The 23,902-nt window shown below is 71.0% G+C and carries 22 protein-coding genes; 15 read left to right on the forward strand and 7 right to left on the reverse strand.

The genetic code is table 11. The annotated features are described in order from the left end of the window. Positions 1 to 130 precede the first annotated feature (130 nt). Complete coding sequence (locus tag CRV15_RS12590) at positions 131 to 1,963, reverse strand: bifunctional metallophosphatase/5'-nucleotidase (RefSeq protein WP_003961251.1); 1,833 nt, start codon at positions 1,961 to 1,963, stop codon at positions 131 to 133. Positions 1,964 to 2,283: 320 nt separating this feature from the next. Here CRV15_RS12590 and CRV15_RS12595 point away from each other — a divergent pair, with 320 nt between their 5' ends. From CRV15_RS12595 to pstB, 11 genes are all read left to right on the forward strand, one after another. Then, positions 2,284 to 3,726 carry a serine hydrolase domain-containing protein gene (locus tag CRV15_RS12595; RefSeq protein ID WP_230864151.1) on the forward strand — a complete coding sequence of 481 codons (1,443 nt, stop codon included), beginning with the start codon at positions 2,284 to 2,286 and terminating at the stop codon, positions 3,724 to 3,726. After that, the gene (locus CRV15_RS12600) at positions 3,723 to 5,027 is read left to right on the forward strand and encodes a serine hydrolase domain-containing protein (RefSeq protein WP_003961250.1); all 1,305 of its coding nucleotides are present in this window, start codon (positions 3,723 to 3,725) and stop codon (positions 5,025 to 5,027) included. Before CRV15_RS12595 ends, CRV15_RS12600 begins: the two co-directional genes overlap by 4 nt. A gap of 191 nt (positions 5,028 to 5,218) precedes the next feature. Then, on the forward strand, positions 5,219 to 5,830 hold the full coding sequence (locus tag CRV15_RS12605) for a Uma2 family endonuclease (protein WP_003953547.1): 612 nt from the start codon (positions 5,219 to 5,221) through the stop codon (positions 5,828 to 5,830). Between the two features lie 42 nt (positions 5,831 to 5,872). After that, positions 5,873 to 6,796: a mycothiol synthase gene (gene mshD / locus CRV15_RS12610; protein WP_003961249.1), complete on the forward strand. Its 924-nt coding sequence runs from the start codon at positions 5,873 to 5,875 to the stop codon at positions 6,794 to 6,796. A gap of 651 nt (positions 6,797 to 7,447) precedes the next feature. Next, positions 7,448 to 9,676 (forward strand): RNA degradosome polyphosphate kinase, encoded by a 2,229-nt coding sequence (locus CRV15_RS12615; RefSeq protein ID WP_009997054.1) that lies wholly within the window; start codon positions 7,448 to 7,450, stop codon positions 9,674 to 9,676. Continuing rightward, entirely contained in the window at positions 9,663 to 10,754 is a 1,092-nt protein-coding gene (locus CRV15_RS12620; RefSeq protein WP_003961247.1) for a CHAD domain-containing protein, read from the forward strand. The genes CRV15_RS12615 and CRV15_RS12620 overlap by 14 nt, the downstream gene beginning before the upstream one ends. 64 nt (positions 10,755 to 10,818) lie before the next feature. Beyond that, complete coding sequence (locus tag CRV15_RS12625; protein WP_003961246.1) at positions 10,819 to 11,259, forward strand: NUDIX hydrolase; 441 nt, start codon at positions 10,819 to 10,821, stop codon at positions 11,257 to 11,259. Between the two features lie 950 nt (positions 11,260 to 12,209). Continuing rightward, positions 12,210 to 13,340, forward strand: coding sequence for a phosphate ABC transporter substrate-binding protein PstS (gene pstS, locus CRV15_RS12630; RefSeq protein ID WP_003953555.1), 1,131 nt, complete (start codon positions 12,210 to 12,212; stop codon positions 13,338 to 13,340). A gap of 147 nt (positions 13,341 to 13,487) precedes the next feature. Continuing rightward, positions 13,488 to 14,495 (forward strand): phosphate ABC transporter permease subunit PstC, encoded by a 1,008-nt coding sequence (gene pstC / locus CRV15_RS12635; protein ID WP_003953556.1) that lies wholly within the window; start codon positions 13,488 to 13,490, stop codon positions 14,493 to 14,495. Continuing rightward, positions 14,492 to 15,568, forward strand: a complete 1,077-nt coding sequence (gene pstA / locus CRV15_RS12640) for a phosphate ABC transporter permease PstA (protein ID WP_003953557.1) — start codon at positions 14,492 to 14,494, stop codon at positions 15,566 to 15,568. The genes pstC and pstA overlap by 4 nt, the downstream gene beginning before the upstream one ends. Positions 15,569 to 15,596: 28 nt before the next feature. After that, a complete protein-coding gene (gene pstB, locus CRV15_RS12645) occupies positions 15,597 to 16,373 on the forward strand; it encodes a phosphate ABC transporter ATP-binding protein PstB (protein WP_003961242.1) in 777 nt (258 codons plus the stop codon). A gap of 435 nt (positions 16,374 to 16,808) precedes the next feature. Here pstB and CRV15_RS12650 read toward each other — a convergent pair whose 3' ends face one another. Together CRV15_RS12650 and CRV15_RS12655 are read right to left on the reverse strand one after the other, a co-directional pair. Continuing rightward, a complete protein-coding gene (locus CRV15_RS12650; RefSeq protein ID WP_003953559.1) occupies positions 16,809 to 17,807 on the reverse strand; it encodes an inorganic phosphate transporter in 999 nt (332 codons plus the stop codon). 5 nt (positions 17,808 to 17,812) lie between these two features. Beyond that, positions 17,813 to 18,433 (reverse strand): DUF47 domain-containing protein, encoded by a 621-nt coding sequence (locus CRV15_RS12655; protein WP_003953560.1) that lies wholly within the window; start codon positions 18,431 to 18,433, stop codon positions 17,813 to 17,815. A 239-nt stretch (positions 18,434 to 18,672) separates the two neighbouring features. Here CRV15_RS12655 and CRV15_RS12660 point away from each other — a divergent pair, with 239 nt between their 5' ends. After that, a complete protein-coding gene (locus tag CRV15_RS12660; RefSeq protein ID WP_003953561.1) occupies positions 18,673 to 19,050 on the forward strand; it encodes a metal-sensitive transcriptional regulator in 378 nt (125 codons plus the stop codon). 77 nt (positions 19,051 to 19,127) lie between these two features. On the opposite strand, the gene CRV15_RS12665 is transcribed toward CRV15_RS12660, so the two are convergent. Then, positions 19,128 to 19,316: a hypothetical protein gene (locus CRV15_RS12665; protein WP_003953562.1), complete on the reverse strand. Its 189-nt coding sequence runs from the start codon at positions 19,314 to 19,316 to the stop codon at positions 19,128 to 19,130. Positions 19,317 to 19,481: 165 nt separating this feature from the next. On the opposite strand from CRV15_RS12665, the gene CRV15_RS12670 reads away from it, so the two are divergent. Further along, positions 19,482 to 19,706 (forward strand): hypothetical protein, encoded by a 225-nt coding sequence (locus CRV15_RS12670; RefSeq protein WP_003953563.1) that lies wholly within the window; start codon positions 19,482 to 19,484, stop codon positions 19,704 to 19,706. 119 nt (positions 19,707 to 19,825) lie between these two features. Next, positions 19,826 to 20,083: a hypothetical protein gene (locus CRV15_RS12675; protein ID WP_009997047.1), complete on the forward strand. Its 258-nt coding sequence runs from the start codon at positions 19,826 to 19,828 to the stop codon at positions 20,081 to 20,083. A gap of 106 nt (positions 20,084 to 20,189) precedes the next feature. Here CRV15_RS12675 and CRV15_RS12680 read toward each other — a convergent pair whose 3' ends face one another. The 3 genes from CRV15_RS12680 to CRV15_RS12690 form a co-directional block, all read right to left on the reverse strand. Then, on the reverse strand, positions 20,190 to 20,942 hold the full coding sequence (locus tag CRV15_RS12680) for a phosphatase PAP2 family protein (protein WP_003953565.1): 753 nt from the start codon (positions 20,940 to 20,942) through the stop codon (positions 20,190 to 20,192). 301 nt (positions 20,943 to 21,243) lie between these two features. Beyond that, positions 21,244 to 22,221: a C40 family peptidase gene (locus CRV15_RS12685; protein WP_003953566.1), complete on the reverse strand. Its 978-nt coding sequence runs from the start codon at positions 22,219 to 22,221 to the stop codon at positions 21,244 to 21,246. Positions 22,222 to 22,326: 105 nt separating this feature from the next. After that, positions 22,327 to 23,148 (reverse strand): SAM-dependent methyltransferase, encoded by an 822-nt coding sequence (locus CRV15_RS12690; protein WP_009997040.1) that lies wholly within the window; start codon positions 23,146 to 23,148, stop codon positions 22,327 to 22,329. 396 nt (positions 23,149 to 23,544) lie between these two features. On the opposite strand from CRV15_RS12690, the gene CRV15_RS12695 reads away from it, so the two are divergent. Next, positions 23,545 to 23,853: a hypothetical protein gene (locus CRV15_RS12695; RefSeq protein WP_003953568.1), complete on the forward strand. Its 309-nt coding sequence runs from the start codon at positions 23,545 to 23,547 to the stop codon at positions 23,851 to 23,853. Positions 23,854 to 23,902: the final 49 nt, after the last annotated feature.

Genomic DNA, 23,902 nt, shown 5'->3' on the forward strand with positions numbered 1-23,902 from the left:
CGGATTATGGCGTGCACACGACACCACTGGAAGGCCGTGGACAAAGGCCGTGGACAGACGGAAGGGGCGGCGGACCCGGGAGAACCCGGTACCCGCCGCCCCCTTCCGTCACCTCAGGGCCGTCCCCGGGTCACCGCACCACGGTGATGCGGCCCAGCGCCGGCGGGGCCAGCGGCGCGGTCGGGGTGGAGTTGGCGCCCAGGTAGGCGAGCAGCACATCCAGGTCGGACGCGCCCACGATCTTGTTCTTGTGCTCGCGCAGCACCGGGAAGCCGTCGCCGCCGCCGGTCAGGAACTCGTTGATCGCGACGCGGTAGGTCTTCGCGGGGTCGATCGGCTCACCGTTCAGCCGCACCGAGCCGGTGACGATCCGGTCCGCGCCCGTCTTCGTCATATCCAGCGTGTACGTGAAGCCGCGGGACACCTGGAGGATCTTCGGGGAGCCCTGGTTCGGGCCGCTGACCTGCTGCTGGAGCGTGGTGATGAGCTGGGCGCCGGTCAGGTCGACCACGTTCATCATGTTGGTGAAGGGCTGGACGGTGAACGCCTCGCCATAGGTCACCACCCCATCGCCCTCGGCTCCGGACGCCTGGTGCGTCAGGGGCGCGCGGATGCCGCCCGGGTTCATCAGCGCGAGCTGCGCGCCGCCCTTGTCGGCGGGGGCGAGGGCTTCGAGCTGGGCGTCCGCGATCAGGTTGCCGAGCGGGCGCTCGACCTCGGAGAGCGGGTTCTCGATGTCACCGGAGATGTGTCCGACGGGGCGGTTGGCGATCGGGCCCGCCAGCGCGTTCCAGCCGTCGATCAGCCGGGTGATGTCGGGTGCCTTGGGGACGTCGCGGGTGACGACGTGGTTCGCCGACTTCACGGCGGTCCGCACCACGTCACGGGTGCGGCGGTCGTACGTCAGCGTGGTGTCCGTGTAGAGCCGGCCCGCCGACGCCGCCGAGGTCACCGTGCGCGGCTTGCCCGAGGGGTCCGGGATGGAGCACGCGTACGCCTGGTGGGTGTGCCCGGTCACCATCGCGTCGACCTGCGGGCTGACGTTCTTGGCGATCTCCACGATCGGCCCGGAGATCCCGTCGCCGGGGCCGGGGCTGTCGCAGTTGTAGTTGTACGAGGAGGAAGCGGGCGAGCCGCCCTCGTGCAGCAGTGCGACGATCGCCTTGACGCCCTTGCGCTCCAGGACCTTCGCGTACTTGTTGATCGACTCGACCTCGTCGTGGAACTTCAGGCCCTTGATGCCCTCGGAGTTGACGATGTCGGGCGTGCCCTCCAGCGTCACTCCGATGAAGCCGATCCGCACCCCGTTCTTCTGCCAGATGAAGTACGGGTCGAGCAGCGGCCTGCCCGTCTTCTCCTGGGTGACGTTGGCGGTGAGGTAGGGGAACTTCGCCCCCTTGAACGTCCGGCCCTCCTGGTAACAGCCCTCGGTGGGGTGGCAGCCGCCGTTCTGTATCCGCGCCAGCTCCTTGACGCCCTCGTCGAACTCGTGGTTGCCGACGGAGGAGACGTCCAGGCCGAGCTGGTTCAGCGCCTCGACGCTGGGCTCGTCGTGGAAGAGCCCGGAGAGCATCGGGGTGGCGCCGACGAGGTCGCCCGCGGCGGCGGTGACGGAGTAGCGGTTGCCCTTGCGGGCCTCGCGCAAATGGGTCGCCAGATATTCGGCGCCGCCCGCGTCGACGGTCGTCGTGGTGCCGTCAGGGTTGGTCCGGGTGACCCGGCCGCCCGAGCCGGTCGGCGGCTGGAGGTGGCCGTGGAAGTCGTTGAACGACAGCAGCTGCACATCGACGGTGCGGCCGTGGCCCCGGCCGTCGCTGTGGCCGTGGCCGCGGTCGCGGCTCTCCTGGGCTCCCGCGGGGGCGGGGATCGCGGCGACCAGAGCGCCGATGGTGGTCAGTCCGGCGGCTGCCGCGAGCATGCGGCGGGTCCTGGTCGTACTCGTCCTGCGCGATCTGGCTGACATCGCTCCCCTTGAGGGTCGGCGGCGGTAAGCGGGCTGCGAGCGGCAGCCTAAGGTCAACGCGCGTAGCGCGACAGGGGGGTGAGATTACGACCTGATTTCCGTCGGTTGACGCACCGGCCTCACTCCCGCTCAAAGCACCCTTTTTCGGCCAATCAATGGTCTTCGGCCATCGCTTCCCGGCCGGTCAACCACCGAGGGCGTTCCGGGGTCATTTCTGGCGATGCCGGTCCGGGCGGCGCCGGGCGGTCACAGTCACAGGTCACCACCGGACACCCGCCGCACCGGCCCGGCAGCCGCTCGGAGTGAGGAGCAGCAGCACCATGGCACGACGTCCACACCTCCCAGGCGGTACACCCGCCGCACCACGGCCCGTCCCGGAGGCCCGGCCTGCGCGCCGGACCGCGCGCGCCGGAGCCGTCGGCCTCGTGGCGGCGGCGCTCGCCGCGACGGCCTTCGCCGCACCCGCCCGGGCCGACGCCCCCACGACCGCGGGGACCGCACCCCGGCACCAGGAGATCCAGCGCGCGATGGACGCCGTCGTCGCCGCCGGAATACCCGGGGTCACCGGGCAGGCCAGGGACCGGCACACGGTCTGGAAGGGCGCATCGGGCATCGGCAACCGCGTCACCGGCGCCCCGCGCGGCACCGACGACCACTTCCGGATCGCCAGCATCACCAAGACCTTCGTCGCCACCGTCGTCCTCCAACTGGAGGCGGAGGGGAAGCTCTCCCTCGACGACACCGTCGACACCCACCTCCCCGGCGTCGTGCGGGGCAACGGCCACGACGGCCGGAAGATCACCGTCCGCCAGCTCCTCAACCACACCAGCGGGGTCTACGACTATCTGGAGGACCCCGCGTACCGGGCGAAGTTCATGCTCGGCGAGGGCTTTCTGAAACACCGCTACGACTACCGCTCCCCACAGGTCGCGGTGGACGTGGCCATGTCCCACGCCCCGGTCTTCGCACCCGGCGCGCACTACCGGTACTCCAACACCAACTACGTCCTGGCCGCGCTGATCCTGGAGAAGGTCACCGGCAACCGCTACGAGGACGAGGTGCACCGGCGGATCGCGGCACCGCTGAAGCTGCGCTCCACCACCGCGCCCGGCGACAGCGTCCGCATGCCCCGGCCCAGCAGCCGCGCGTACTCGACACTGACCGAGGACGGCAGCGGACGGCTGCACGACGTCACCCTCCAGAACGCCTCCCAGTCCTGGGCGGAGGGCGACATGATCTCCACGGCGGACGATCTGAACCGCTTCTTCCGCGCGCTGCTGCGCGGAAAGCTGCTGCCGCCCGCGCAGCTCGCGGCGATGAAGACGCTGAGCCCGCAGTCCGACGACGGCGCCTCCGGCTACGGGCTGGGGCTGACGAAGGAGACCACGAGCTGCGGCACCGAGGTGTGGGGGCACACCGGCGGCTGGATCGGCAGCCTCTCGGCCTCCTTCTCCACGGCGGACGGCAGTCGTCAGCTCACGTTCAACACCAATGGCGACTGGTCCTTCGCGGGCTTCACCGCGCTGATCGACGCGGGCTTCTGCGATCCGCCGAAGCCCGGGGACCCGCAGCCCGGCAGCGGTGAGCCCGGCGGCCGACAGCCCGGCGCCCCGGCCGCGACCACCGCCACCACCACGCCGGAGAGCTGGGCGAGGACCCCGGCAGCGGCTCCGGCGGAGAGCCTGGCGGCGACCCCGGCAGAGACCCCGACAGCGGCCCCGGCTCCGGCAGCGGCTCCGGCAGAGAAGAGGAACGCGGCATGACGACACCGGCACCCACCACCCGCACCGCCCCCGGCCCGGACGGAGCGGCCCGGACGAGGACCGCGCGCCCGGGCACCGCCCGGACGAAGGCCGCGCGGACGGCGGTCGTCGGCATCGCGGCGGCGGCCGTCGCGGCCACGGCCTTCGCCGTACCCGCCCAGGCGGCCGGCACGGCGCCCGGCACCGCCACGGACACCGCGCCCCGGCACCAGGAGACCCGGCGCGCGATGGACGCCGTCGTCGCGTCCGGCATACCCGGTGTCGTGGCGTCCACCCGTGACGACCGCACCGGCACCTGGGCCGCCACCTCCGGCGTCGGCAACCGCGTCACCGGCGCGCCGCGCGACACACGGGACCGCTTCCGGATCGCCAGCATCACCAAGACCTTCGTCGCCACCGTCCTGCTCCAGATGGAGGCGGAGGGGCGGCTCTCCCTCGACGACACCGTCGACACCCACCTCCCCGGTGTCGTCCGGGGCAACGGCCACGACGGCCGGAAGATCACCGTCCGCCAGCTCCTCAACCACACCAGCGGCATCTTCGACTATCTGGCGGACCCGGAGTACGCGCGGACGTATCTGATCGGCGAGGGCTTTCTGAAGCACCGCTACGACACCCTGCCGCCCGCGTTCCACATCCGGGTCGCGATGTCGAACCCGCCGAACTTCGCCCCCGGCACCACGTCCGACTACTCCAACACCAACTACGTCCTGGCCGGTCTGATCATCGAGAAGGTCGCCGGGAAGAGCTATGAGCACGAGGTGCGCGAGCGGATCATCGAGCCGCTGAAGCTGCGCTCCACCAGCCAGCCCGGCAACAGTGTCCATATGCCGAGGCCGAGCAGCCGCGCCTACTCGACGCTGTACGAGGGCGCGCCCCCGGCGGCGGCGATCCACGACGCGACGGAGATGAACGGCTCCCAGGGCTGGGCGGACGGGGACATCATCTCCACCACCGGCGATCTGAACCGCTTCTTCAGCGCCCTGATGAAGGGGAGGCTGCTGCCGAAGAAGCAGCTCGACGCGATGCGGACCACGGTGCCGATGCCGAGGCTCGGCATCGACTACGGCCTGGGCATCTACCGGCACATCACGAACTGCGGCACACAGCTGTGGTCCCACGGCGGCGGCATCGTCGGCTCCCTCTCCCAGGTGTTCACCACGGAGGACGGCCGCCGCCAGCTCGCCTACAACCTCAACGGCGACTGGGGCGACAACGGCGGCTCCATCGCGGAGGCCGAGTTCTGCGGCCGGGCCGCCAAGGGCCCCGCCGCCACCGGAAAGACGGGCCGCGTGCTCTGAACCACCTCCGCCTCCCGCGCGGGCCGCGTGCTCCGACCGCCCCGCCTCCCGCGCGGGCCGGGGCCGACGGCTGCCTCCCGCGCGGGAGGCAGCGTCCGACCATCCGAACGAGTGAGCCATCGACAAACGGACACATACGGAGCCCTGTGCCTACGATGATGCTCTCGACACACGCCCTTCAGGAGGTCCCCATGTCTGCCGAAGCAGTCGAGTGCCCCTGGGACAGCGAGCCGGAAATCAACCTCCTGGACGAGGCGGACCGCCTCAGTGAGGAGAATCCCGGCTGGCGCGTCGAGATCATCGGAGGCAACCTCACCATGGCCCCGTCCCCGGACAGCCGTCACGCACGCGTTCTGACCGATCTCATGGTCCCGTTCATCATGGCGGGTCTGCACGGCAAGGAGACGTTGGTCCTCCAGAACGTCGATATCGCGCTGCCGGGCGGGCCTTCCGACTACGCCACCCCCGACCTCGTCGTCGTGGACGCCGATATCGAAGATCACGTCACGGAGAAGAACTGTCACGACGCCGCCATCGTCCATCTCGCCGTGGAAGTCACCTCCAGCAACTACAACCATGACCTGAGGACCAAGGTCAACGCCTATGCCGAGGCCGGAATCCCGGTCTATCTGATCATCAACCGCAAGCACGGCAGGGTCCATCTCCTCACCGCTCCCAACGGCGACACCTACGAAAGCCATCAGGTCTACGCCCCCGGCCAGAGCCTGACCCTCCCCGCCTTCGTCGGCCCCGAGGGCGCCCCCGCCGTCACGCTGAGTGTTTCGGAGCTGATCAGGGCCTGAGGCCACCGCTGTCGGGCGGGTCCGCCGCCGTAGGCTTCCCCCATGACGACTGACGCAGTGACCCCGGGGCCCGGCCGGCAGATCGCGAGCCTGGACGAGCTGACGGACGTGCAGGCCGAGGCGGTGCTCGCGCTGCTCGCGGACGCGGCCGCATCGGACGGGACCCAGGCCGTCTCCGAGCAGGGCCGGCTCCAGCTCCGGGGCGGCGGGCGGGAGGGCGTACGGCACTTCCTGCTCACGGTCGGGGATGTCCTGACCGGATATGCACAGCTTGAGGACACCGATCCGGTCGAGGCGCCCGCCGCCGAACTGGTGGTCCACCCCGAGCACCGGGGACGCGGCCACGGCAGGGCGCTCGGGAACGCGCTGCTCGCCGCCTCCGGCAAGCGGCTGCGGGTCTGGGCGCACGGCGGCCGGTCCGCCGCCCGCCATCTGGCGCAGGTGCTCGGTCTGACCCTCTTCCGTGAGCTGCGGCAGCTCCGCCGCCCGCTGGAGCCGCTGGACATCGCCGAGCCGGTGCTGCCGCCGGGCGTCACCGTCCGCGCCTTCGTCCCCGGGCAGGACGACACCGCCTGGCTCGCGGTGAACGCCGCCGCCTTCGCCCACCACCCCGAGCAGGGCGCCCTCACCCAGCGCGACCTCGACGACCGGACGGCCGAGCCCTGGTTCGACCCCCGGGGCTTCTTCCTCGCCGAGCGCGACGGGGAGATCATCGGCTTCCACTGGACGAAGGTGCACGCCGCCGAGCGGCTGGGCGAGGTGTATGTGGTCGGCATCCGCCCGGACGCCCAGGGCGGGGGGCTCGGCAAGGCGCTCACCGCGATCGGTCTGCGCCATCTCGCGGCCGAGGGGCTGCCCACGGCGATGCTCTACGTCGACGCCGACAACACCGCCGCCGTCACCGTGTACGAGCGGCTGGGCTTCCGCACCCACGAGATCGACCTGATGTACCGCACGGAGTCCTGACCGGGGGCTGGCCTGGGGTCCTGACCGGTCAGTGACCCGGGCTCCGCCCCGGGGCCGCGGCCCGGATCGCAGCCGGTTCCGCAAAGCCGGGCAGCATCGCGGCCGGTTCCGCAACAGGGGCGGAAGCCCCGGGAACGCCGCCCGCCCCGACGCCCCGGCAGCGCGGACCCCGCCGGACGCCACCCCCGGGTCCCCGGCCCGCCGCTCACCCGTTCGGCGGGCGGGGACCGGCCGCCGGGAGCACCCCGTTCCGCTCCCGTTCCGCCCCGGTGGGAGCCCCGCGGGACCCCGTTCCCCCGGAGCCGACCCCCGTCGGCGGAAGGCCGCCGAAGCTGACCGAAACCATCAGGGTCCAGGACGAGAATCGGACACTCGTGCATGTACCCACAAGATCACCCCGGCCCCAGCCGCCCCACCCCCCTCATCGGCACCGCAGCTCAGCCGACGTCCCCCGCCCGGCCCCGCTCCGCTTCCTTCCGGTCACCCTGTTGTTACCAGCCATTCAGACGGCGCTGGGACCCTCACTCAATGCAGCCCGCTGTGCCCGATCCGGAACATCGCCGCCGACCGCGCCGCCCCTCCCGCAACGGCATGATCGCGTCCGTGCCCTCCGACGCGCCCCTTGCCGCCCTGACGCGGAAGAATGGGTTCATGAGTCAGCAGCCTGCCGAGGCATCGGTCCAGCACCCCCAGCCGTCGATCGGCTCCATAGCCGCGCACCGACCGCACACCGTCGCCGCCACGGTCTCCGATCTGGAACCCGACCTCGACGCGGATCTCGACGGGTACGACGAGGAGCGCGTCGCGCCGGGGAACGAGCTGCCCCAGGGCCGCTTCCTGGACCGGGAACGCAGCTGGCTCGCCTTCAACGAACGGGTGCTCGAACTCGCCGAGGACCCGACCACTCCGCTGCTCGAACGCGCCAACTTCCTGGCGATCTTCGCCTCGAACCTGGACGAGTTCTTCATGGTGCGGGTCGCCGGGCTCAAGCGCCGCATCGCCACCGGCGTCGCCACCCGCTCCGCCTCCGGCCTCCAGCCCCGCGAGGTGCTGGATCTGATCTGGACCCGCTCGCGCGAGCTGATGGCCCGGCACGCCGCCACCTTCCAGCAGGACGTCTCCCCCGCCCTCGCCGACGAGGGCGTCCATCTGATCCGCTGGCCCGACCTCACCGAGAAGGAGCAGGCCCGCCTGTTCACGCTGTTCCGGCAGCAGATCTTCCCGGTGCTGACCCCGCTGGCCGTGGACCCCGCGCACCCCTTCCCGTACATCTCCGGGCTCTCCCTCAACCTCGCCGTCGTCGTCCGCAACCCGGTCAGCGGCCACCGCCACTTCGCCCGGGTGAAGGTCCCGCCGCTGCTCTCCCGCTTCCTGGAGGCGTCGCCCCAGCGGTACGTCCCGCTGGAGGACGTGATCGCGGCCCATCTGGAGGAGCTGTTCCCCGGCATGGAGGTGCTCGCGCACCACATGTTCCGTGTGACGAGGAACGAGGACCTGGAGGTCGAGGAGGACGACGCCGAGAACCTGCTGAAGGCCCTGGAGAAAGAGCTGATGCGGCGGCGCTTCGGCCCGCCGGTCCGCCTGGAGGTCGAGGAGTCCATCGACCCCTACGTCCTGGACCTGCTGGTCCGCGAGCTGAAGATCTCCGACTCCGAGGTCTATCCGCTGCCCGGCCCGCTCGACCTCACCGGCCTCTTCGGCATCGCCGGACTGGACCGGCCGGAGCTGAAGTACCCCAAGTTCATCGCGGGCACCCACCGCGACCTCGCCGAGGTCGAGTCCGCGTCCGCGCCCGACATCTTCATGGCCCTGCGCGAACGCGACGTCCTGCTGCACCACCCGTACGACAGCTTCTCCACCTCGGTGCAGGCGTTCCTGGAGCAGGCCGCCGCCGACCCCGACGTCCTCGCCATCAAACAGACCCTCTACCGCACCTCCGGCGACTCCCCCATAGTCGACGCCCTGATCGACGCCGCCGAATCCGGCAAACAGGTCCTCGTCCTGGTCGAGATCAAGGCCCGCTTCGACGAGCAGGCCAACATCAAATGGGCGCGGAAGCTGGAGGAGTCGGGCTGCCATGTCGTCTACGGCCTGGTCGGCCTGAAGACCCACTGCAAGCTCTCCCTGGTGGTGCGGCAGGAGGGCGAGACGCTGCGCCGCTACTCCCACGTCGGCACCGGCAACTACCACCCCAAGACCGCCCGGCTCTACGAGGACCTGGGGCTGCTCACCGCCGACCCGCAGGTCGGCGCGGACCTCTCCGACCTGTTCAACCGGCTGTCGGGCTACTCCCGGCGGGAGACCTACCGCCGCCTCCTCGTCGCCCCCAAGTCGCTCCGCGACGGCCTGGTCTCCCGGATCAACAAGGAGGCCGCCCACCACCGCGCCGGACGCCCCGCCTATGTCCGCATCAAGGTCAACTCCATGGTGGACGAGGCGATCATCGACGCCTGCTACCGGGCCGCGATGGCGGGGGTCCCCGTCGACATCTGGGTCCGCGGCATCTGCGCGGTGCGCCCCGGCGTCCCCGGACTCTCGGAGAACATCCGGGTCCGCTCCGTCCTCGGCCGCTTCCTTGAGCACTCCCGCGTCTTCGCCTTCGGCAACGGCGGCGAACCGGAGGTCTGGCTCGGCAGCGCCGACATGATGCACCGCAACCTCGACCGCCGTATCGAGGCACTCGTCCGGGTCACCGACCCGGCCCATCGCGCGGCACTGACCCGGCTGCTGGAGACGGGGATGGCCGACTCCACCTCCTCCTGGCATCTGGGGCCGGACGGCGCCTGGACCCGCCATGCGACCGACCCGGAGGGGCAGCCGCTGCGCAATGTCCAGGAGATGCTCATTGACGCCCGGAGGCGAAGGCGTGCACAACCCTGAACTGTCCTGTGTCCCCCCACAGTCGACACCGTCCGCCCGCGCGGGCGGCGGCACCGGCGGCTGCGCCGGGGACGCCCTCGCCGCGTATCTCCACGCCCGCGCCGGTGAGTTCCTGCGCGGCCTGCGGCTGCACGAGGACAGCGGCGCGGACACCGCCGCGGCGGCCGACTCCGCCCGTGCGCTGCGGATGGCGTCCCGGCGGATCGCGGGCACCCTCCACACCTTCCGCCCGCTGCTCGACCCGGCCTGGGCGGACGGCCTGCGGACCGAGCTGACCTGGCTCTCCGCCACGCTCGCCGAGGAACACGCGTGCACGGCCCGGCTCAGCAGACTGCTCACCTCGCTGGGACGGCTCTCGGGGGCGCAGGGCGGCCCGGGAGCCGCCCCGGCCCCCGGGCGGACGGCGGCGGCGCGGCGCGGCGCCCCGCGCGGCCGGGGCACCGGCCAGGAGGGCGGACAGCTCGCCGTCGGCGCCGCCCGCGCGGCGGCCCTGCTGGACCGGCAGCTCACCCTGGCGCGGACCCGGGCGCACTCCGCCGGGCTCCAGGCGCTGGGCTCCGCCCGTTTCCACGCGGTCGCCGACGCCGTCGCCGTGCTCGCGTCCGAGCTGCCGCTGCTCCCGGCCGCCGGGTCGCTCCCCGCGGGCACGGCGCTCCCGCCCTCCGCCGGGGGCGCCGAACGCCGCCTCCTCGACGCGGTGGCCGCGCTCCCGCTCGGCCGGGCCGGCCACCCGTACAACGCCGAGGCCCTGATGTCGGGGCTGGCGGGCGAAGAGGCCCAGGACGAACCCTGGCACCGGGTGCGGCGGCTGCTGCGGCTGCACCGGTACGCACTGGAGGTGCTGGGCCCGGACACCGATCCGGTCCTGCGCCGGGCGGGCGGTCTGCTCGACCGGCACCGGGACGCCGCCGAAGCGGCGGCAGCCGCCGCAAGCGCGGCCCGCACCCCGCGGATCGCCCCGGCGACGGCGTACGCGCTGGGCGTGCTCCACGCCGACCAGCGCCACGAGGTGGAGGCCGCCCGGTTCGCCTTCCAGGAGGTCTGGCAGGGCTCCACCGCGATGAAAGCGGTCCTGTGAGATACAGGAAGCCGTCGGCCGGGGCGGGCCCGGCCGGTGGTCACGGGGGTCGAAGGGAGGCCCGATGTCAGCGAACGGAACCGTGATACGAGCCGCCGGGTGTGTGCTCTGGCGGCGCTCACCGCACGGCGGCGGGGACGTGGAGATCTGTCTCGTCCACCGGCCGAAGTACGACGACTGGTCGCACCCCAAGGGAAAGCTGAAGCGCGGCGAGGACGCCCGCGCGGGCGCGCGGCGGGAGGTACGGGAGGAGACCGGGACCGACTGCGACCCGGGACCCGAACTGCCCACGGTGCGCTACCCCGTGGAGGGGCGCCCCAAGGAGGTCCGCTACTGGGCGGCCGAGGCCACCGGCGGCGGCTTCACCCCCAACCGCGAGGTGGACCGGGTGGTGTGGCTGTCCCCCCGGGCGGCGCACATCCGGCTCACCCAGGAACGCGACCGTGCGCTGGTGGACGCCTTCCTCACCGCACTGCGCCCGGCGGGCGCCGAGCACGCCCACTGACCCCGGTTTCGCCCCGGCCACCGCGGACATCACCTCAGTGTGTCAGGGCTACGGGGGCCAGGGGGCAGCGGCGGGGCGACGCCCCGCCGCGGCACGGCGTCCCCTGCCGGAACGGCATTCCGGTACGGAACGGCATTCCCGTACGGGGTGGCGTCCCGCGGCACCGCGGCACCCCGCCCCGGCACGGCGTTCCCCGACGGCACGGCGCCCCGCCCCCCGGGAACGGCCCGGGACACGGACCACCGTGATCGGTGTACGGTCCCGGGTCATGCGCGTATGTCACCTTCCGCACCTTCCGCGGCAGCTCCACCGCCGCGGCCGGTGCCCCGTCCCGGGTGCGGGCCGGTCCGCCGCGCCGCGGGCCGTCGCGGCCCCGGCCACCGCGCGCCCGGCGCACCCCGTCCCACCCATATCCGGCATCGGCTGAGACCGCCGCCGCCCCGGCCGGATTCCTTCCCGGCCGCGGTGGACGCGGGCCGCGCGGCCGGACCCGCCGGACCCTCCCGACGCCCCGCCGCAACCGGGGGGCGCACGGCGCGGGAGCGCCCGCGCGTCCAGGGCTCCGTGACCCGTTCGGGTCACCCCCGCCCACACCCGCAGACCCTCGTACGGGCGTAATTCCGGAGGGAGTTCACCAGGGGCCGGGGACAGCCCCCGGAGCCGATCCAGGGGGCGCGTACCAGCCCCCGTTCACGCTACGACAGCCGTCCACCAGCGCGTACGCCACCTTCCGCACGCCCTCTCGGCATGGCCCGGGGCACACACCCAGCCGCCCGACACGGTTCACCTGCCGTTCACTCTCCCCCATGAGCCCTGTCACCTGATCTGCTTAATTTCGGCCCCATGTGGTGACCGGCACCGGGCCGGACGTCCCACTCCCGATCACACGCCGTCGCAGCGCGCCCCGGTACGGACAGGCGTCCGGCGGCTTCTGGAAGGAACACTGGAAAGTGAAGCTTCAGCGCAACAACGGGCTTCGCGCCACCGCGCTCGGCGCCCTCGCCGTCACCGGCGCCCTGGTGCTCACGGCGTGTGGCTCGGACGACAACGCCGGGAGCGGCGGGGGCAGCGGCAAGACGACCGCCGCTTCGAACATCTCCTGCGAGGGCGCCAAGGGCAAGCTTCTCGCCTCCGGTTCCAGCGCCCAGAAGAACGCCATGGACCTGTGGGTCAAGAACTACATGGCCGCCTGCTCGGGTGTGGAGATCAACTACAAGTCCTCCTCCTCCGGTGAGGGAATCGTCGCCTTCAACCAGGGCACGGTCGGCTTCGCCGGCTCCGACTCGGCGCTCAAGCCCGAGGAGGTCGAGGAGTCCAAGAAGACCTGCAAGACCGGCCAGGGCATCAACCTCCCGATGGTCGGCGGCCCGATCGCCATCGGCTACAACCTCTCCGGCGTCGACAACCTGGTCCTGGACGCGCCGACGATCGCCAAGATCTTCGACGACAAGATCAAGAAGTGGAACGACCCGGCCATCGCCGAGCTGAACAAGGGCAAGAGCCTCCCGGACAAGGCGATCCAGGCGTTCCACCGCTCCGAGGACTCCGGCACCACCCAGAACCTGGGCAAGTACCTCGGCGCCGCCGCCGCCAAGGAGTGGCCGTACGAGGCCGAGAAGAAGTGGCCCGCGCCCGGCGGCCAGGCCGCGTCCGGCTCCTCCGGTGTCGCCGCCCAGGTCAAGCAGGTCGACGGCGCCATCGGCTACTTCGAGCTGTCGTACGCGACCTCCCAGTCCATCCCGACCGTGAGCATCGCCACCGGCGCCTCCGCCCCGGTCGCGGCCACCTCCGAGAACGCCTCCAAGGCCATCGCCGCCGCCAAGGTCAAGGGCACCGGCAAGGACCTGGCCCTGGAGCTGGACTACACCACCAAGGCCGAAGGCGCCTACCCGCTCGTCCTGGTGACCTACGAGGTCGTCTGCGACAGCGGCAACAAGGCCGACACCCTCGACACGGTCAAGTCCTTCCTGACCTACACGTCGAGCGAGGAGGGCCAGAAGCTGCTCTCCGAGCACGGCTACGCCCCGATCCCCGCCGAGATCAACGCCAAGGTCCGCGAGACCGTCGCGGGTCTGAAGTAGGGCCGAGCCGGACCGGCTCCGGCCCCCGACCTCAGGACCAGCAGGAACGACACCGGCGGGCGGAAGCCCCGACGCTTCCGCCCGCCGCCCCCTCCGGTGCACCGCCGCCAGGGGAGCAGCCGCTCCCCCACACAGACCGGAAAGACCATGGCATCCACCACACCCATAGACTCACCTCCGCCGATGCAGGCACCGCCCGTCGCCCCCCAGCAGCCGAAGCCCGCGAAGACCGGGCGCGCGGGAGACAAGGTCTTCCTCGCCCTCTCCCGGGGCTCGGGCATCCTGCTGCTGGTGATCATGGCCTCGATCGCGGGCTTCCTCACCTACCGCGCCTCGATCGCCATCTCGAAGGACGAGGGCAACTTCCTCACCACCTTCGACTGGAACCCGGCCGGTGACCCGCCGGTCTTCGGCATCGCGGTGCTGCTCTTCGGCACCGTCGTCAGCTCGGTGATCGCGATGGTCATCGCCGTCCCGATCGCGGTCGGCATCGCGCTCTTCATCTCCCACTACGCCCCGCGCAAGCTGGCCGCGCCCATCGCGTACGTGGTCGACCTGCTGGCCGCCGTGCCCTCGATCATCTACGGCATCTGGGGCGCGCTCTTCCTCGTGCCCTACCTCGAAGGTCTCAACCTCTGGCTGGACGACTACTTCGGCTGGACGTACATCTTCGACAAGACCGAGGTCGGCGTCGCCCGCTCGCTCTTCACCGTGGGCATCCTGCTCGCGATCATGATCCTGCCGATCGTCACCAGCGTGAGCCGCGAGGTTTTCCTCCAGGTCCCGCGGATGAACGAGGAGGCGGCCCTGGCCCTCGGCGCGACCCGCTGGGAGGTCATCCGGATGTCGGTGCTCCCCTTCGGCCGCTCCGGTGTCATCTCCGCCTCCATGCTCGGCCTCGGCCGTGCGCTCGGCGAGACGATGGCCGTCGCCACGGTCCTCTCCCCGAGCTTCCTCATCTCGCTGCATGTGCTCGACCCGGGCGGCGGCACCTTCGCGCAGAACATCGCCGCGAAGTTCGACGAGGCCAATGAGCTGGGCCGGGACGCCCTGATCGCGTCCGGCCTCGTGCTCTTCGTCCTCACCCTGCTGGTCAACGGCGCGGCCCGGCTCATCATCGCCCGCCGCAAGGAGTACTCGGGGGCCAACGCATGAGCCAGACCGCCGTACAGAACCGGCCGAGCCCCACTCCGCCGCCCCCGGCCTCCTCGCTGAGCGCCCGTTCACTGCCCCGCTGGGCCCCCCTGGGCTTCGCGGGCGCCGCCCTCGCCCTCGGCTGCGGCCTGGGCGCGGTCGCGGGCTGGCAGAGCAAGACCCAGTGGGGTCTGGTCTCCGCGCTCCTCTTCCTGCTGATCTCCTACGTCGTGACCTCGACGGTCGAGAACCGGCGGCAGGCCAAGGACCGGCTGGCCACCAGCATCGTCTGGGTCTGCTTCATCCTCGCGGTCGTCCCGCTGTTCTCGCTGATCTGGGTCACCGTCAGCCGCGGCATCAAGGTCCTCGACGTCTACTTCCTGACCCACTCCATGGCCGGTGTCCCCGGCTTCGAGGCCGGCGGCGGCGTCTACCACGCCATCGTCGGCACCCTGGAGCAGGTCGGTCTCGCGACCGTCATCTCGGTGCCGATCGGCCTGCTCACCGCCGTCTACCTGGTCGAGTACGGCAAGGGCGCGCTCGCCAAGGCCGTCACCTTCTTCGTCGACGTCATGACCGGCATCCCGTCGATCGTCGCGGGCCTCTTCCTGCTGTCGATCATGCTGATGTTCCAGCTCCAGCCCTCCGGGCTGATGGGCGCGCTGGCCCTGGCGATCCTGATGATCCCGGTCGTGGTGCGCTCCACCGAGGAAATGCTCAAGCTGGTCCCCAACGAGCTGCGCGAGGCGTCGCTCGCCCTCGGCGTGCCGAAGTGGCGGACCATCCTCAAGGTGGTCATCCCCACCGCGCTGGGCGGCATCACCACCGGTGTGATGCTCGCGATCGCGCGTATCGCCGGTGAGACCGCGCCGATCATGCTGCTCGTCTTCGGCAGTCAGCTCATCAACACCAACCCCTTCGAAGGCGCGCAGTCCTCCCTCCCCTTCTACATCTGGGAGCAGTACCGCGTCGGCAGCGAGGCGTCGTACGACCGCGCCTGGGCCGCCGCGCTGGTCCTGATCGCCTTCGTCATGCTCCTCAACCTGGTGGCCCGCGGCATCGCCCGCTGGAAGGCCCCGAAGACCGGCCGCTGACGCGGCTTCCTGGAAGTGATCTGAGAACATGGCCAAGCGAATCGACGTCAGCGGCCTGACCGCCTACTACGGAGCCCACAAGGCCATCGAGGACATCTCGATGACCGTGGAGCCCCGCTCGGTGACGGCCTTCATCGGCCCCTCCGGCTGTGGCAAGTCCACCTTTCTGCGCACGCTGAACCGGATGCACGAGGTCACCCCCGGCGGCCGGGTCGAGGGCAAGGTGCTGCTCGACGACGAGAACCTCTACGGGCCGCAGGTGGACCCGGTCGCGGTGCGCCGCACCGTGGGCATGGTCTTCCAGCGTCCCAACCCCTTCCCCACCATGTCGATCTTCGACAATGTGGCGGCGGGGCTGCGGCTGAACGGCGCGTACAAGAAGAACCACCTCAACGACGTCGTCGAGAAGTCGCTGCGCGGCGCCAACCTCTGGAACGAGGTCAAGGACCGGCTGAACAAGCCCGGCTCCGGCCTCTCCGGCGGTCAGCAGCAGCGGCTGTGCATCGCCCGTGCCATCGCGGTCGAGCCCGAGGTGCTGCTGATGGACGAGCCCTGCTCGGCCCTCGACCCGATCTCGACGCTGGCGATCGAGGACCTGATCGGTGAGTTGAAGGAACGGTTCACGATCGTCATCGTCACCCACAACATGCAGCAGGCGGCCCGAGTCTCGGACCGGACGGCCTTCTTCAACCTGGCGGCCGTGGGACAGCCGGGCAAGCTGATCGAGATCGACGAGACGGAACGCATCTTCGCGAACCCGTCGGTCCAGGCGACGGAGGACTACATCTCGGGTCGCTTCGGCTGATCCCCCCGTCCCCGACGGACGGCGCCTTGACGAGGCGCGCGTCCCCGGACACCAAATGTCCTGGCGGTGCTGCATGGCGGTGCCACCGCGAGGCGAAGGGCCCGTCCCCTCTCCCTGGGGGGCGGGCCCTGTCCGTTTCCCGTTCCCGTTTCCCGTTGCACCGTGCCGTCGTTCCCGTTGCACCGTGCCGTCGTTCCCGCGGGTCGCTCCGGACGCCTGCGGGTACCTCCGGGCGCGGAAACGCTTCTGCCGCGCCCGTACGGGCGTACGAGCACGGCAGGAACGGATCTGACGGCAAAGGCCCCGGGACGCCGTCAGCGGCCCGTACAGCCCCGATGAGGGGCCGGGGCCGCGGAGCGCGGGCCCGGACGGAGACCGCCGGGACGACCGTCGGCCCGGTGCGCCGGGGCCGGGCGGCTCCGGGCGGCTCCGGGCTCAGCCGAAGACGAGCCAGATCACCCCGTAGCTCGCCGCGGCGACCACCGCCGCGGCGGGCATCGTGATGAACCACCCGAGCACGATGTTCTTCGCGACGCCCCACCGCACGGCGTTCACCCGCTTGCTCGCGCCCGCGCCCATGATCGCCGAGGTGATCACATGGGTCGTGGAGATCGGCGCGTGGAAGAGGAAAGCGGAGCCGAACATGATCGAGGCGCCCGTGGACTCGGCCGCGAACCCCTGTGGCGGGTCCAGCTCGATGATCTTGCGTCCGAGGGTCCGCATGATGCGCCAGCCACCGGCGTAGGTACCGAGCGAGAGCATCACCGCACAGGCGATCTTCACCCAGACCGGGATCTCGTCCCCGCTCTGCTGCACATCCGCGATCACCAGGGCCATCACCACGATGCCCATCGTCTTCTGGGCGTCCTGGAGGCCATGGCCGAGCGCCATCGCCGCCGCCGACACCGTCTGCGCCATCCGGAAGCCGCGCCGCGCCTTGTGCGGATTGGCGTTGCGGAAGACCCACATGATCGCGACCATCACCAGATAACCGGCCACCAGGCCGACCACCGGCGAGACGAACATCGGGATGACGATCTTCTCCAGGATCCCCGACCAGATCACCTCCGTGCCGCCCGCCAGCGCCGCGCCCACCATGCCGCCGAACAGCGCGTGCGAGGAGGACGAGGGCAGCCCGAAGTACCAGGTGATCAGGTTCCAGACGATCGCCCCGGTCAGCGCGGCGAAGAGGATGCCCATCCCCTGGCTGCCCTCGGGGGTGGCGATGATCCCCTCGCTGACCGTCTCGGCCACCCCCTGGCCCAGGAAGGCGCCGCCGAGGTTCATCACGGCCGCCATGAGCAGCGCGGCCCTCGGGGTCAGCGCCCGGGTGGAGACGGAGGTGGCGATCGCGTTCGCGGAGTCGTGAAAGCCGTTGGTGTAGGTGAAGCCGAGCGCGACCGCGATGGTCACGACCAGGGCGAAGGTGTCCACGGGGTTCAGGACTCCTTGACCGCGATGGTCTCCACGGTGTTGGCCACATGCTCGAACGCGTCCGCGGCCTCCTCCAGCACATCCACGATCTGCTTGAGCTTCAGCACCTCGATGGCGTCGTACTTCCCGTTGAAGAGCGTGGCGAGGAGCTTGCGGTGGATCTGGTCGGCCTGGTTCTCCAGCCGGTTGACCTCGATCCAGTACTCGGTGAGGTTCTCCATGGTGCGCAGATGCGGCATGGCCTCGGCCGTGAGCGCCGCCGCCCGCGCCAGCACCTCGATCTGCTGCTCGACGCCCTTGGGCAACTCCTCGATCTGGTAGAGGACGACGAGGTCGACGGCCTCCTCCATGAAGTCCATGATGTCGTCGAGGGAGGAGGCGAGGGCGTAGATGTCCTCACGGTCGAACGGGGTGATGAACGAGGAGTTCAACTGGTGGAAGATGGCATGGGTGGCGTCGTCGCCCGCGTGCTCCGCCGCCCGCATGCGCTCCGCGATCTCGGCACGTGCGGAGGGTTCGGCCCCGAGCAGCTCCATCAGGAGCTTGGAGCCCGTGACGATGTTGTCCGCGGACGCGGCGAACATGTCGTAGAAGCTCGTCTCCCGGGGGGTCAGACGAAATCGCACGTGAGGTCCTCAGGATGCTCAGGGTTCGGACACGTTGATGCTAGGCGCATTCATCCGGCCACGGCCAACCAGTGTTCTTCAGTGTCGCCCATGGCATCCCCCGTTGAGCAGGGCCCCCCGCGGGCATCTGCCGCCCCCTTCGCCCGGGGTTCGGTACCATATACCCATGAGGGGTATGTAACCCCGGGCTTTGGACAGACCATTTTCGGACAGGCACCGCAGGACAACGGGAGGACCCGATGACGACCACCGAGGCAGCAGGCCCCCCGGTCACGGACACCACCGCGGCGGCGGACGGACCGGTCACCGAGCAGGACCAGGGGCACGAGCAGGGGCACCACGGCTACCACAAGCAGAAGGACGAGCACCTGAAGCGGCTGCGGCGGATCGAGGGACAGATCCGCGGCCTCCAGCGCATGGTCGACGAGGACGTCTACTGCATCGACATACTCACTCAGGTCTCGGCGTCCACCAAGGCCCTCCAGTCCTTCGCGCTCCAGCTCCTCGAAGAGCATCTGCGGCACTGTGTCGCGGACGCGGCCGTCAAGGGCGGTTCGGAGATCGACGCGAAGGTCGAGGAGGCCACCAAGGCGATCGCCCGGCTGCTGCGCACCTGATCGCAGGGGCGCCCGGGCCCGAGGGGGCTCGGGCCGGCCTCGTACGCCCGGCCCCGGGGGCCGGTCCGGCGGGCGGGTCAGCTCTGACGGCGGGCGGCGGCCTGGAGCGCCGAGCGCTCCGCCGCCACCTTCAGCACCTCGTCGATACGGGCGAAGCTGAGCCGGTCCCCGTCGGCGGCGGAGGCCGCGATGATCAGATCGCCGCACAGCTCGATCTCGGCGAGGGCCACGTGGTCCTGGACCATGGTCGTACTGGGCGGAGCCACGCGCGTTCACCCTCTCCCTGCCGGTACCGGCTTCCCAGCGTAGGGAGTGACACACAGTACGCGCATGACACGTCCGGACCATTTAGCCCCTGATCCTTCCCGGACGAATGGCCCCCCGGCAACGCGCCGAATGGCCTGTCCCCGGCCGCCGAATGGCCCGTCCGTATGTCCCGCGGCGCGCTCCTCCCCCGCTACGGTGGTCCGGTGCCTCCGCCAGAAGGGCCGGACCCGACTCCGGCAGCGCATACGACGACCACGGTCGAACGGGGTGCCTTCGCCCTCGCCCGCTGCTCCTGCGGCTGGAGCGGCCCCGCCCGCCGCTCCCGTGAACGGGCCCGGGTGGACGCCCGTACGCACAGCGCGCCGGAACCGCTGGCCTCCGGGGTCTGACGCCGGGCCTGGGGCGTGACCGGTACGGGGGCGTGACCCGTACGGGCGTGTCCGGATGGCCACCGGGGCGCGGCGGCGGTGCGCTGGGGGAAAGACCTTTTCCCCGGAGGAATACCGCCATGACGCACCGTTCCATAGGCCGCGGCGCCCGGTTCGCCGCCCTCACCACCGCCACCGCACTCGCCTCCGCCGTCCTCGTCCTGTCCCCCACGGGCACGGCCCTCGCCGCGGGCACCGCCCTCGCCGCGAGCGGGACCAAACCGGACGGGCCCATCGAGAGTTCGCTGTCCGTCCTGGGCACCGGCGCCGTGGCCGCCGCCGGGACCGCCGTGATCCTCCGCCGCCATCAGCGCCGCAACCGCGGCGGCCGCCGCTGAGGTCCGAGCCCCGGACCCCGGACCCCCCGGAAACGACGACGGGCCGCGGGCTTCCCGCCCACGGCCCCTCATCCGCTCCGCCCGTCGCTCCGGCGGCCATTCCGCCTCAGGCGGCCAGCCCCTTCTCGCCGCCCTCCTCGGCCCGCGGCTCGGGAATCCCGAAGGGCTCCCGACGGTCACCGCGCCGGGAGCGCGGCGGCCTCGCCCACACCAGCCCGCCCGCCTTCGACCCGGCGATCGCCGACACCAGCGGCGTCAGCAGCGCCATCGCGAGCGGGGCGAGCAGCAGGGTGACCGCCGTGCCGAGCGCGAAGCCGCCGATCACATCGGTCGGGTAGTGCACACCCATATAGATACGGAGGAAGCCCTCCGCGAACGCCAGCCCGAGGGCCGCCCAGCCGAGCCTGCGGTGGACCAGGAAGATACCGACGGCGAGCGCCATGGCCATCGTGGAGTGGTCGCTCACAAAGGAGAAGTCGGTCTTCCCGTCGACCAGGACCTCCAGCTCCTTGGGGTGGTCGACGAAGGGCCGCGGTCGCTCGACGAAGCCCCGGATCGGGATGTTGACCACCACGGCCGCCGCGGCGGCGAGCGGCGCCCAGGCCAGTCCGGCGACGGAGGCGACGGCGTCCTCGGCGGTGGCGCTGCGGCGCACGCTCCACCAGGCCCAGAGACCGACCACGGCGAGCCCGAGCATGATGCCGTACTCACCGACGAAGCCCATGATCCGGTCGACCCACGGCGGGGCGGCCTTGGACAGACCGTTGATCTCGTAGAGCAGGGTGAGGTCGGGACCCGACCCCGTGGCCCCGTCAGCGAGCGGAAGCCCTGTCCTCGGCTCCGCGAGGGAATCCCTCATTGCGAGTCCAGCCATCTGCTCCGGCCCCTTGCCTTGTTCGCCCTGAAACTGCTCTGTGTCCGTCCGAGCCCCCGTGACTGCTTCCCGGCCACGGTCCGCACCCCGGGGAGGCGCACCGTCTCCGCCGCTCTCCGTGACGGCCGCTCCGCCGCCGCGTCCCGCTCCGTCCAGGGAACGGCTCTCCCGCCCCGGACGTTCCACTCTCCACTGAACGATCACCATGACGTTATCGAAGAGAGATGCGTCGCCGCAGTTCAGGGCCGCGCCTCAGCAGAGCGTTCCCGCCGGGGCGGGGCCCGCGTCAGACCTCCGAAGGCCGCTTGGGCAACGCTTTCGCGCCGTCCGCGGTGACCCGGGTGGCCCCGAAGTAGTCCGGGGTGTCGATCTTGTCGAAGCGGATCAAGGCCCCGGTGCGGGGAGCGTTGATCATATATCCGCCCCCGACATAGATGCCGACGTGCCGGATGGCCCGGGAGTTGGTGAGGTCGTCCGAGAAGAAGACCAGGTCCCCGGGGAGCAGCTCGTCCCTGGCGGGGTGCGGTCCGGCGTTGTACTGGTCATTGGCCACCCGGGGCAGCTCGATGTCCACCGTGCGGTACGCGGCCTGGGTGAGCCCGGAACAGTCGAAGCGGCCGTCCTGTTCGGGGGTGCCGGTGCCGCCCCACAGGTATTTCTTGCCGAGTTGCTGCTGCGCGAAGTGGATCGCCGCGGCGGCCTGCCGGGAGGGGTCGACCCGGCCGATGGGCCGGGCGAAGCTCTTCTCCAGGGTGCGGATGATCCGCACATAGTTCTGGGTCTCCCGGTACGGGGGGATCCCGCCGTACTTGATCACGGCGTACGGGCCCGCGTTGTACGCGGCGAGCATGTTGTTCGCGGGGTCGCCGGGGGCGCTCTTCACATACTCGGCCATGGCGCAGTCGTAGGAGGCGGCGGACGGGATGGCGTCGGCCGGGTCCCAGACGTCCCGGTCGCCGTCCTTGTCCCCGTCGATCCCGTGCGTGGCCCAGGTGGCGGGGATGAACTGCGCGATGCCCTGCGCCGCCGCATGGCTCTGGGCCCGCGGATTCCAGCCGCTCTCCTGATAGAGCTGGGCCGCGAGCAGCGCCGGGTTGATCGCGGGGCAGAGATTGCCCCACTGCTGCACCAGGGCCTGGTAGCGCGCCGGCACGGCGCCCTTGGCCAGCCCCACGGAGCCGTTCCGCCCGTCGGCGGCGCCGAAGAGCCCGGCCGCCGCCGTGAAGGTTCCGATGACGAGCAGCGCGATGAACGACAGGGCCATCCCGATGGACACACCCGCGACCAGCCACGCCCTACGCACCGTCAACCGCCCTTCACTCCAGGGGAGTAGTACGTCCCGCGCCAGTGTAGGCGGGGGAGCCCGAGATCAGGAGTGGGCCTTACGGGCCACCGCCCCGTACATGGCGACCTCTTCGGGCTCCTCGCCCGGCGGGCTGCCCGAGCGCCAGCGGGAACAGGAGACGAGCCCCGGCTCCAGCAGCTCCAGACCGTCGAAGTACCGCGCTATCTGCTCGGGGGTGCGCTGGGTCAGCTTCGGGGTGCCGTGCTCGTTCCAGAATCTGACCGCGGCGTCGATCTCCGGCACGGACGGACCGGTGATGGTGTGGGAGAGCACCAGATGGCTGCCGGGCGGCAGCGCGTCCATCAGCCGCCGCACGACGCCGTAGGACTGCTCGTGGTCCGGGACGAAGATGACCACGCCGAGGAGCATCAGCGCGACGGGCCGGGTGAAGTCCAGTGTCTGGGCCGCGCGCTCCAGGATCAGGTCCACGTCGCGCAGATCGGCGTCGAGATAGTCGGTGCGCCCCTCGGGGGTGCCGGTGAGCAGCGCCCGGGCGTGGGAGAGGACCAGCGGATCGTTGTCCACATAGACCACGCGGGCGTCGGGCGCCGTCCGCTGGGCGACCTCATGGGTGTTGTCCGCGCTGGGCAGCCCGGTGCCGATATCGAGGAACTGCCGCACGCCGACATCGGCCACCAGATGGTGCACGGCCCGCCCCAGGAAGAGCCGGTCGGCCTGGGCGTAGGCGCCGATGCCCGGGTGGATCGCCTTGATCTGGTCCCCCGCCTCGCGGTCGACGGGGTAGTTGTCCTTGCCTCCCAGCCAGTAGTTCCAGATGCGGGCGGTATGCGCGCGCGAGGTGTCGATCCTGCCGCGTAAGTCCTCGTATCCAGTCACACGGATCACGGTATCCAAGTCCGCACCGCTGAACAGGGGTTGTGGAAAACTCCGGCGCGACACCGCGCCGCCCCTCCCCGGCGGCCCGGGACAGATCGGATGCACCCTCCATCAAAGGGGACACCGCCCGCCCGAAACGTGAGGAGCGCCCCAAAGGTGGAACAACGACAGTCATTGCCCGGAGTCACGCCTCGTGATACACAGAGTGACTGAAGTGACGGGCCGCGGGGCGCGCGAACCGACATCTCCGCAGGTCCGGACGGTGACTTCGGTCAAACGTGCGGAGATCGGGTAAAGAGACCAGCCAAGTCGGCTCACGCGGGCGGTTTCATCAGCGAAGATAGAGCGACGACCCTGCCGCTCGGCAGGGGTGGCGAACAACCCGACAGGGGCGGTGAGTTACAGATGAAACTGGCAGCGGAAAAGGGCGACATCGACACCATCATTGGCGGAATCGCCCCGGATTGGGGGCCTTTCGGCGACCTGGGCCAGGAAGCACGGGTGATGATCGAGGTCGTGATGGCGGTGGCCATCCTGATCTGCCTCGGCATCGCGATCTGGGGAGCGGCCAAGCAGCGGATCGGGGCGACGGCGCTGCGCGACACCTTCAGCGCCGAACAGGGCAAGGGCCTCATCGTCGCCGGTCTCACCGGGGTGTTCATCATCGGTTCCCTGGGCACGGTCTTCACCATCGTGTACGGGATGGCGGTCTGACCGCGCCTCACCCGGCGCGCCCGCTCCCACTCCCCCGCCACCCCTCCTG

Origin of the sequence: Streptomyces clavuligerus (assembly GCF_005519465.1) — a bacterium.
Lineage (GTDB): Bacteria > Actinomycetota > Actinomycetes > Streptomycetales > Streptomycetaceae > Streptomyces > Streptomyces clavuligerus.

Coding starts and splice junctions, on each gene's coding strand:
- CRV15_RS12590 (WP_003961251.1), bottom strand. CDS start 1,963: ATGTCAGCCAGATCGCGCAGGACGAGTACGACCAGGACCCGCCGCATG.
- CRV15_RS12595 (WP_230864151.1), top strand. CDS start 2,284: ATGGCACGACGTCCACACCTCCCAGGCGGTACACCCGCCGCACCACGG.
- CRV15_RS12600 (WP_003961250.1), top strand. CDS start 3,723: ATGACGACACCGGCACCCACCACCCGCACCGCCCCCGGCCCGGACGGA.
- CRV15_RS12605 (WP_003953547.1), top strand. CDS start 5,219: ATGTCTGCCGAAGCAGTCGAGTGCCCCTGGGACAGCGAGCCGGAAATC.
- mshD (WP_003961249.1), top strand. CDS start 5,873: ATGACGACTGACGCAGTGACCCCGGGGCCCGGCCGGCAGATCGCGAGC.
- CRV15_RS12615 (WP_009997054.1), top strand. CDS start 7,448: ATGAGTCAGCAGCCTGCCGAGGCATCGGTCCAGCACCCCCAGCCGTCG.
- CRV15_RS12625 (WP_003961246.1), top strand. CDS start 10,819: ATGTCAGCGAACGGAACCGTGATACGAGCCGCCGGGTGTGTGCTCTGG.
- pstC (WP_003953556.1), top strand. CDS start 13,488: ATGGCATCCACCACACCCATAGACTCACCTCCGCCGATGCAGGCACCG.
- pstA (WP_003953557.1), top strand. CDS start 14,492: ATGAGCCAGACCGCCGTACAGAACCGGCCGAGCCCCACTCCGCCGCCC.
- pstB (WP_003961242.1), top strand. CDS start 15,597: ATGGCCAAGCGAATCGACGTCAGCGGCCTGACCGCCTACTACGGAGCC.
- CRV15_RS12660 (WP_003953561.1), top strand. CDS start 18,673: ATGACGACCACCGAGGCAGCAGGCCCCCCGGTCACGGACACCACCGCG.
- CRV15_RS12670 (WP_003953563.1), top strand. CDS start 19,482: ATGTCCCGCGGCGCGCTCCTCCCCCGCTACGGTGGTCCGGTGCCTCCG.
- CRV15_RS12675 (WP_009997047.1), top strand. CDS start 19,826: ATGACGCACCGTTCCATAGGCCGCGGCGCCCGGTTCGCCGCCCTCACC.
- CRV15_RS12680 (WP_003953565.1), bottom strand. CDS start 20,942: ATGAGGGATTCCCTCGCGGAGCCGAGGACAGGGCTTCCGCTCGCTGAC.
- CRV15_RS12685 (WP_003953566.1), bottom strand. CDS start 22,221: ATGGCCCTGTCGTTCATCGCGCTGCTCGTCATCGGAACCTTCACGGCG.
- CRV15_RS12695 (WP_003953568.1), top strand. CDS start 23,545: ATGAAACTGGCAGCGGAAAAGGGCGACATCGACACCATCATTGGCGGA.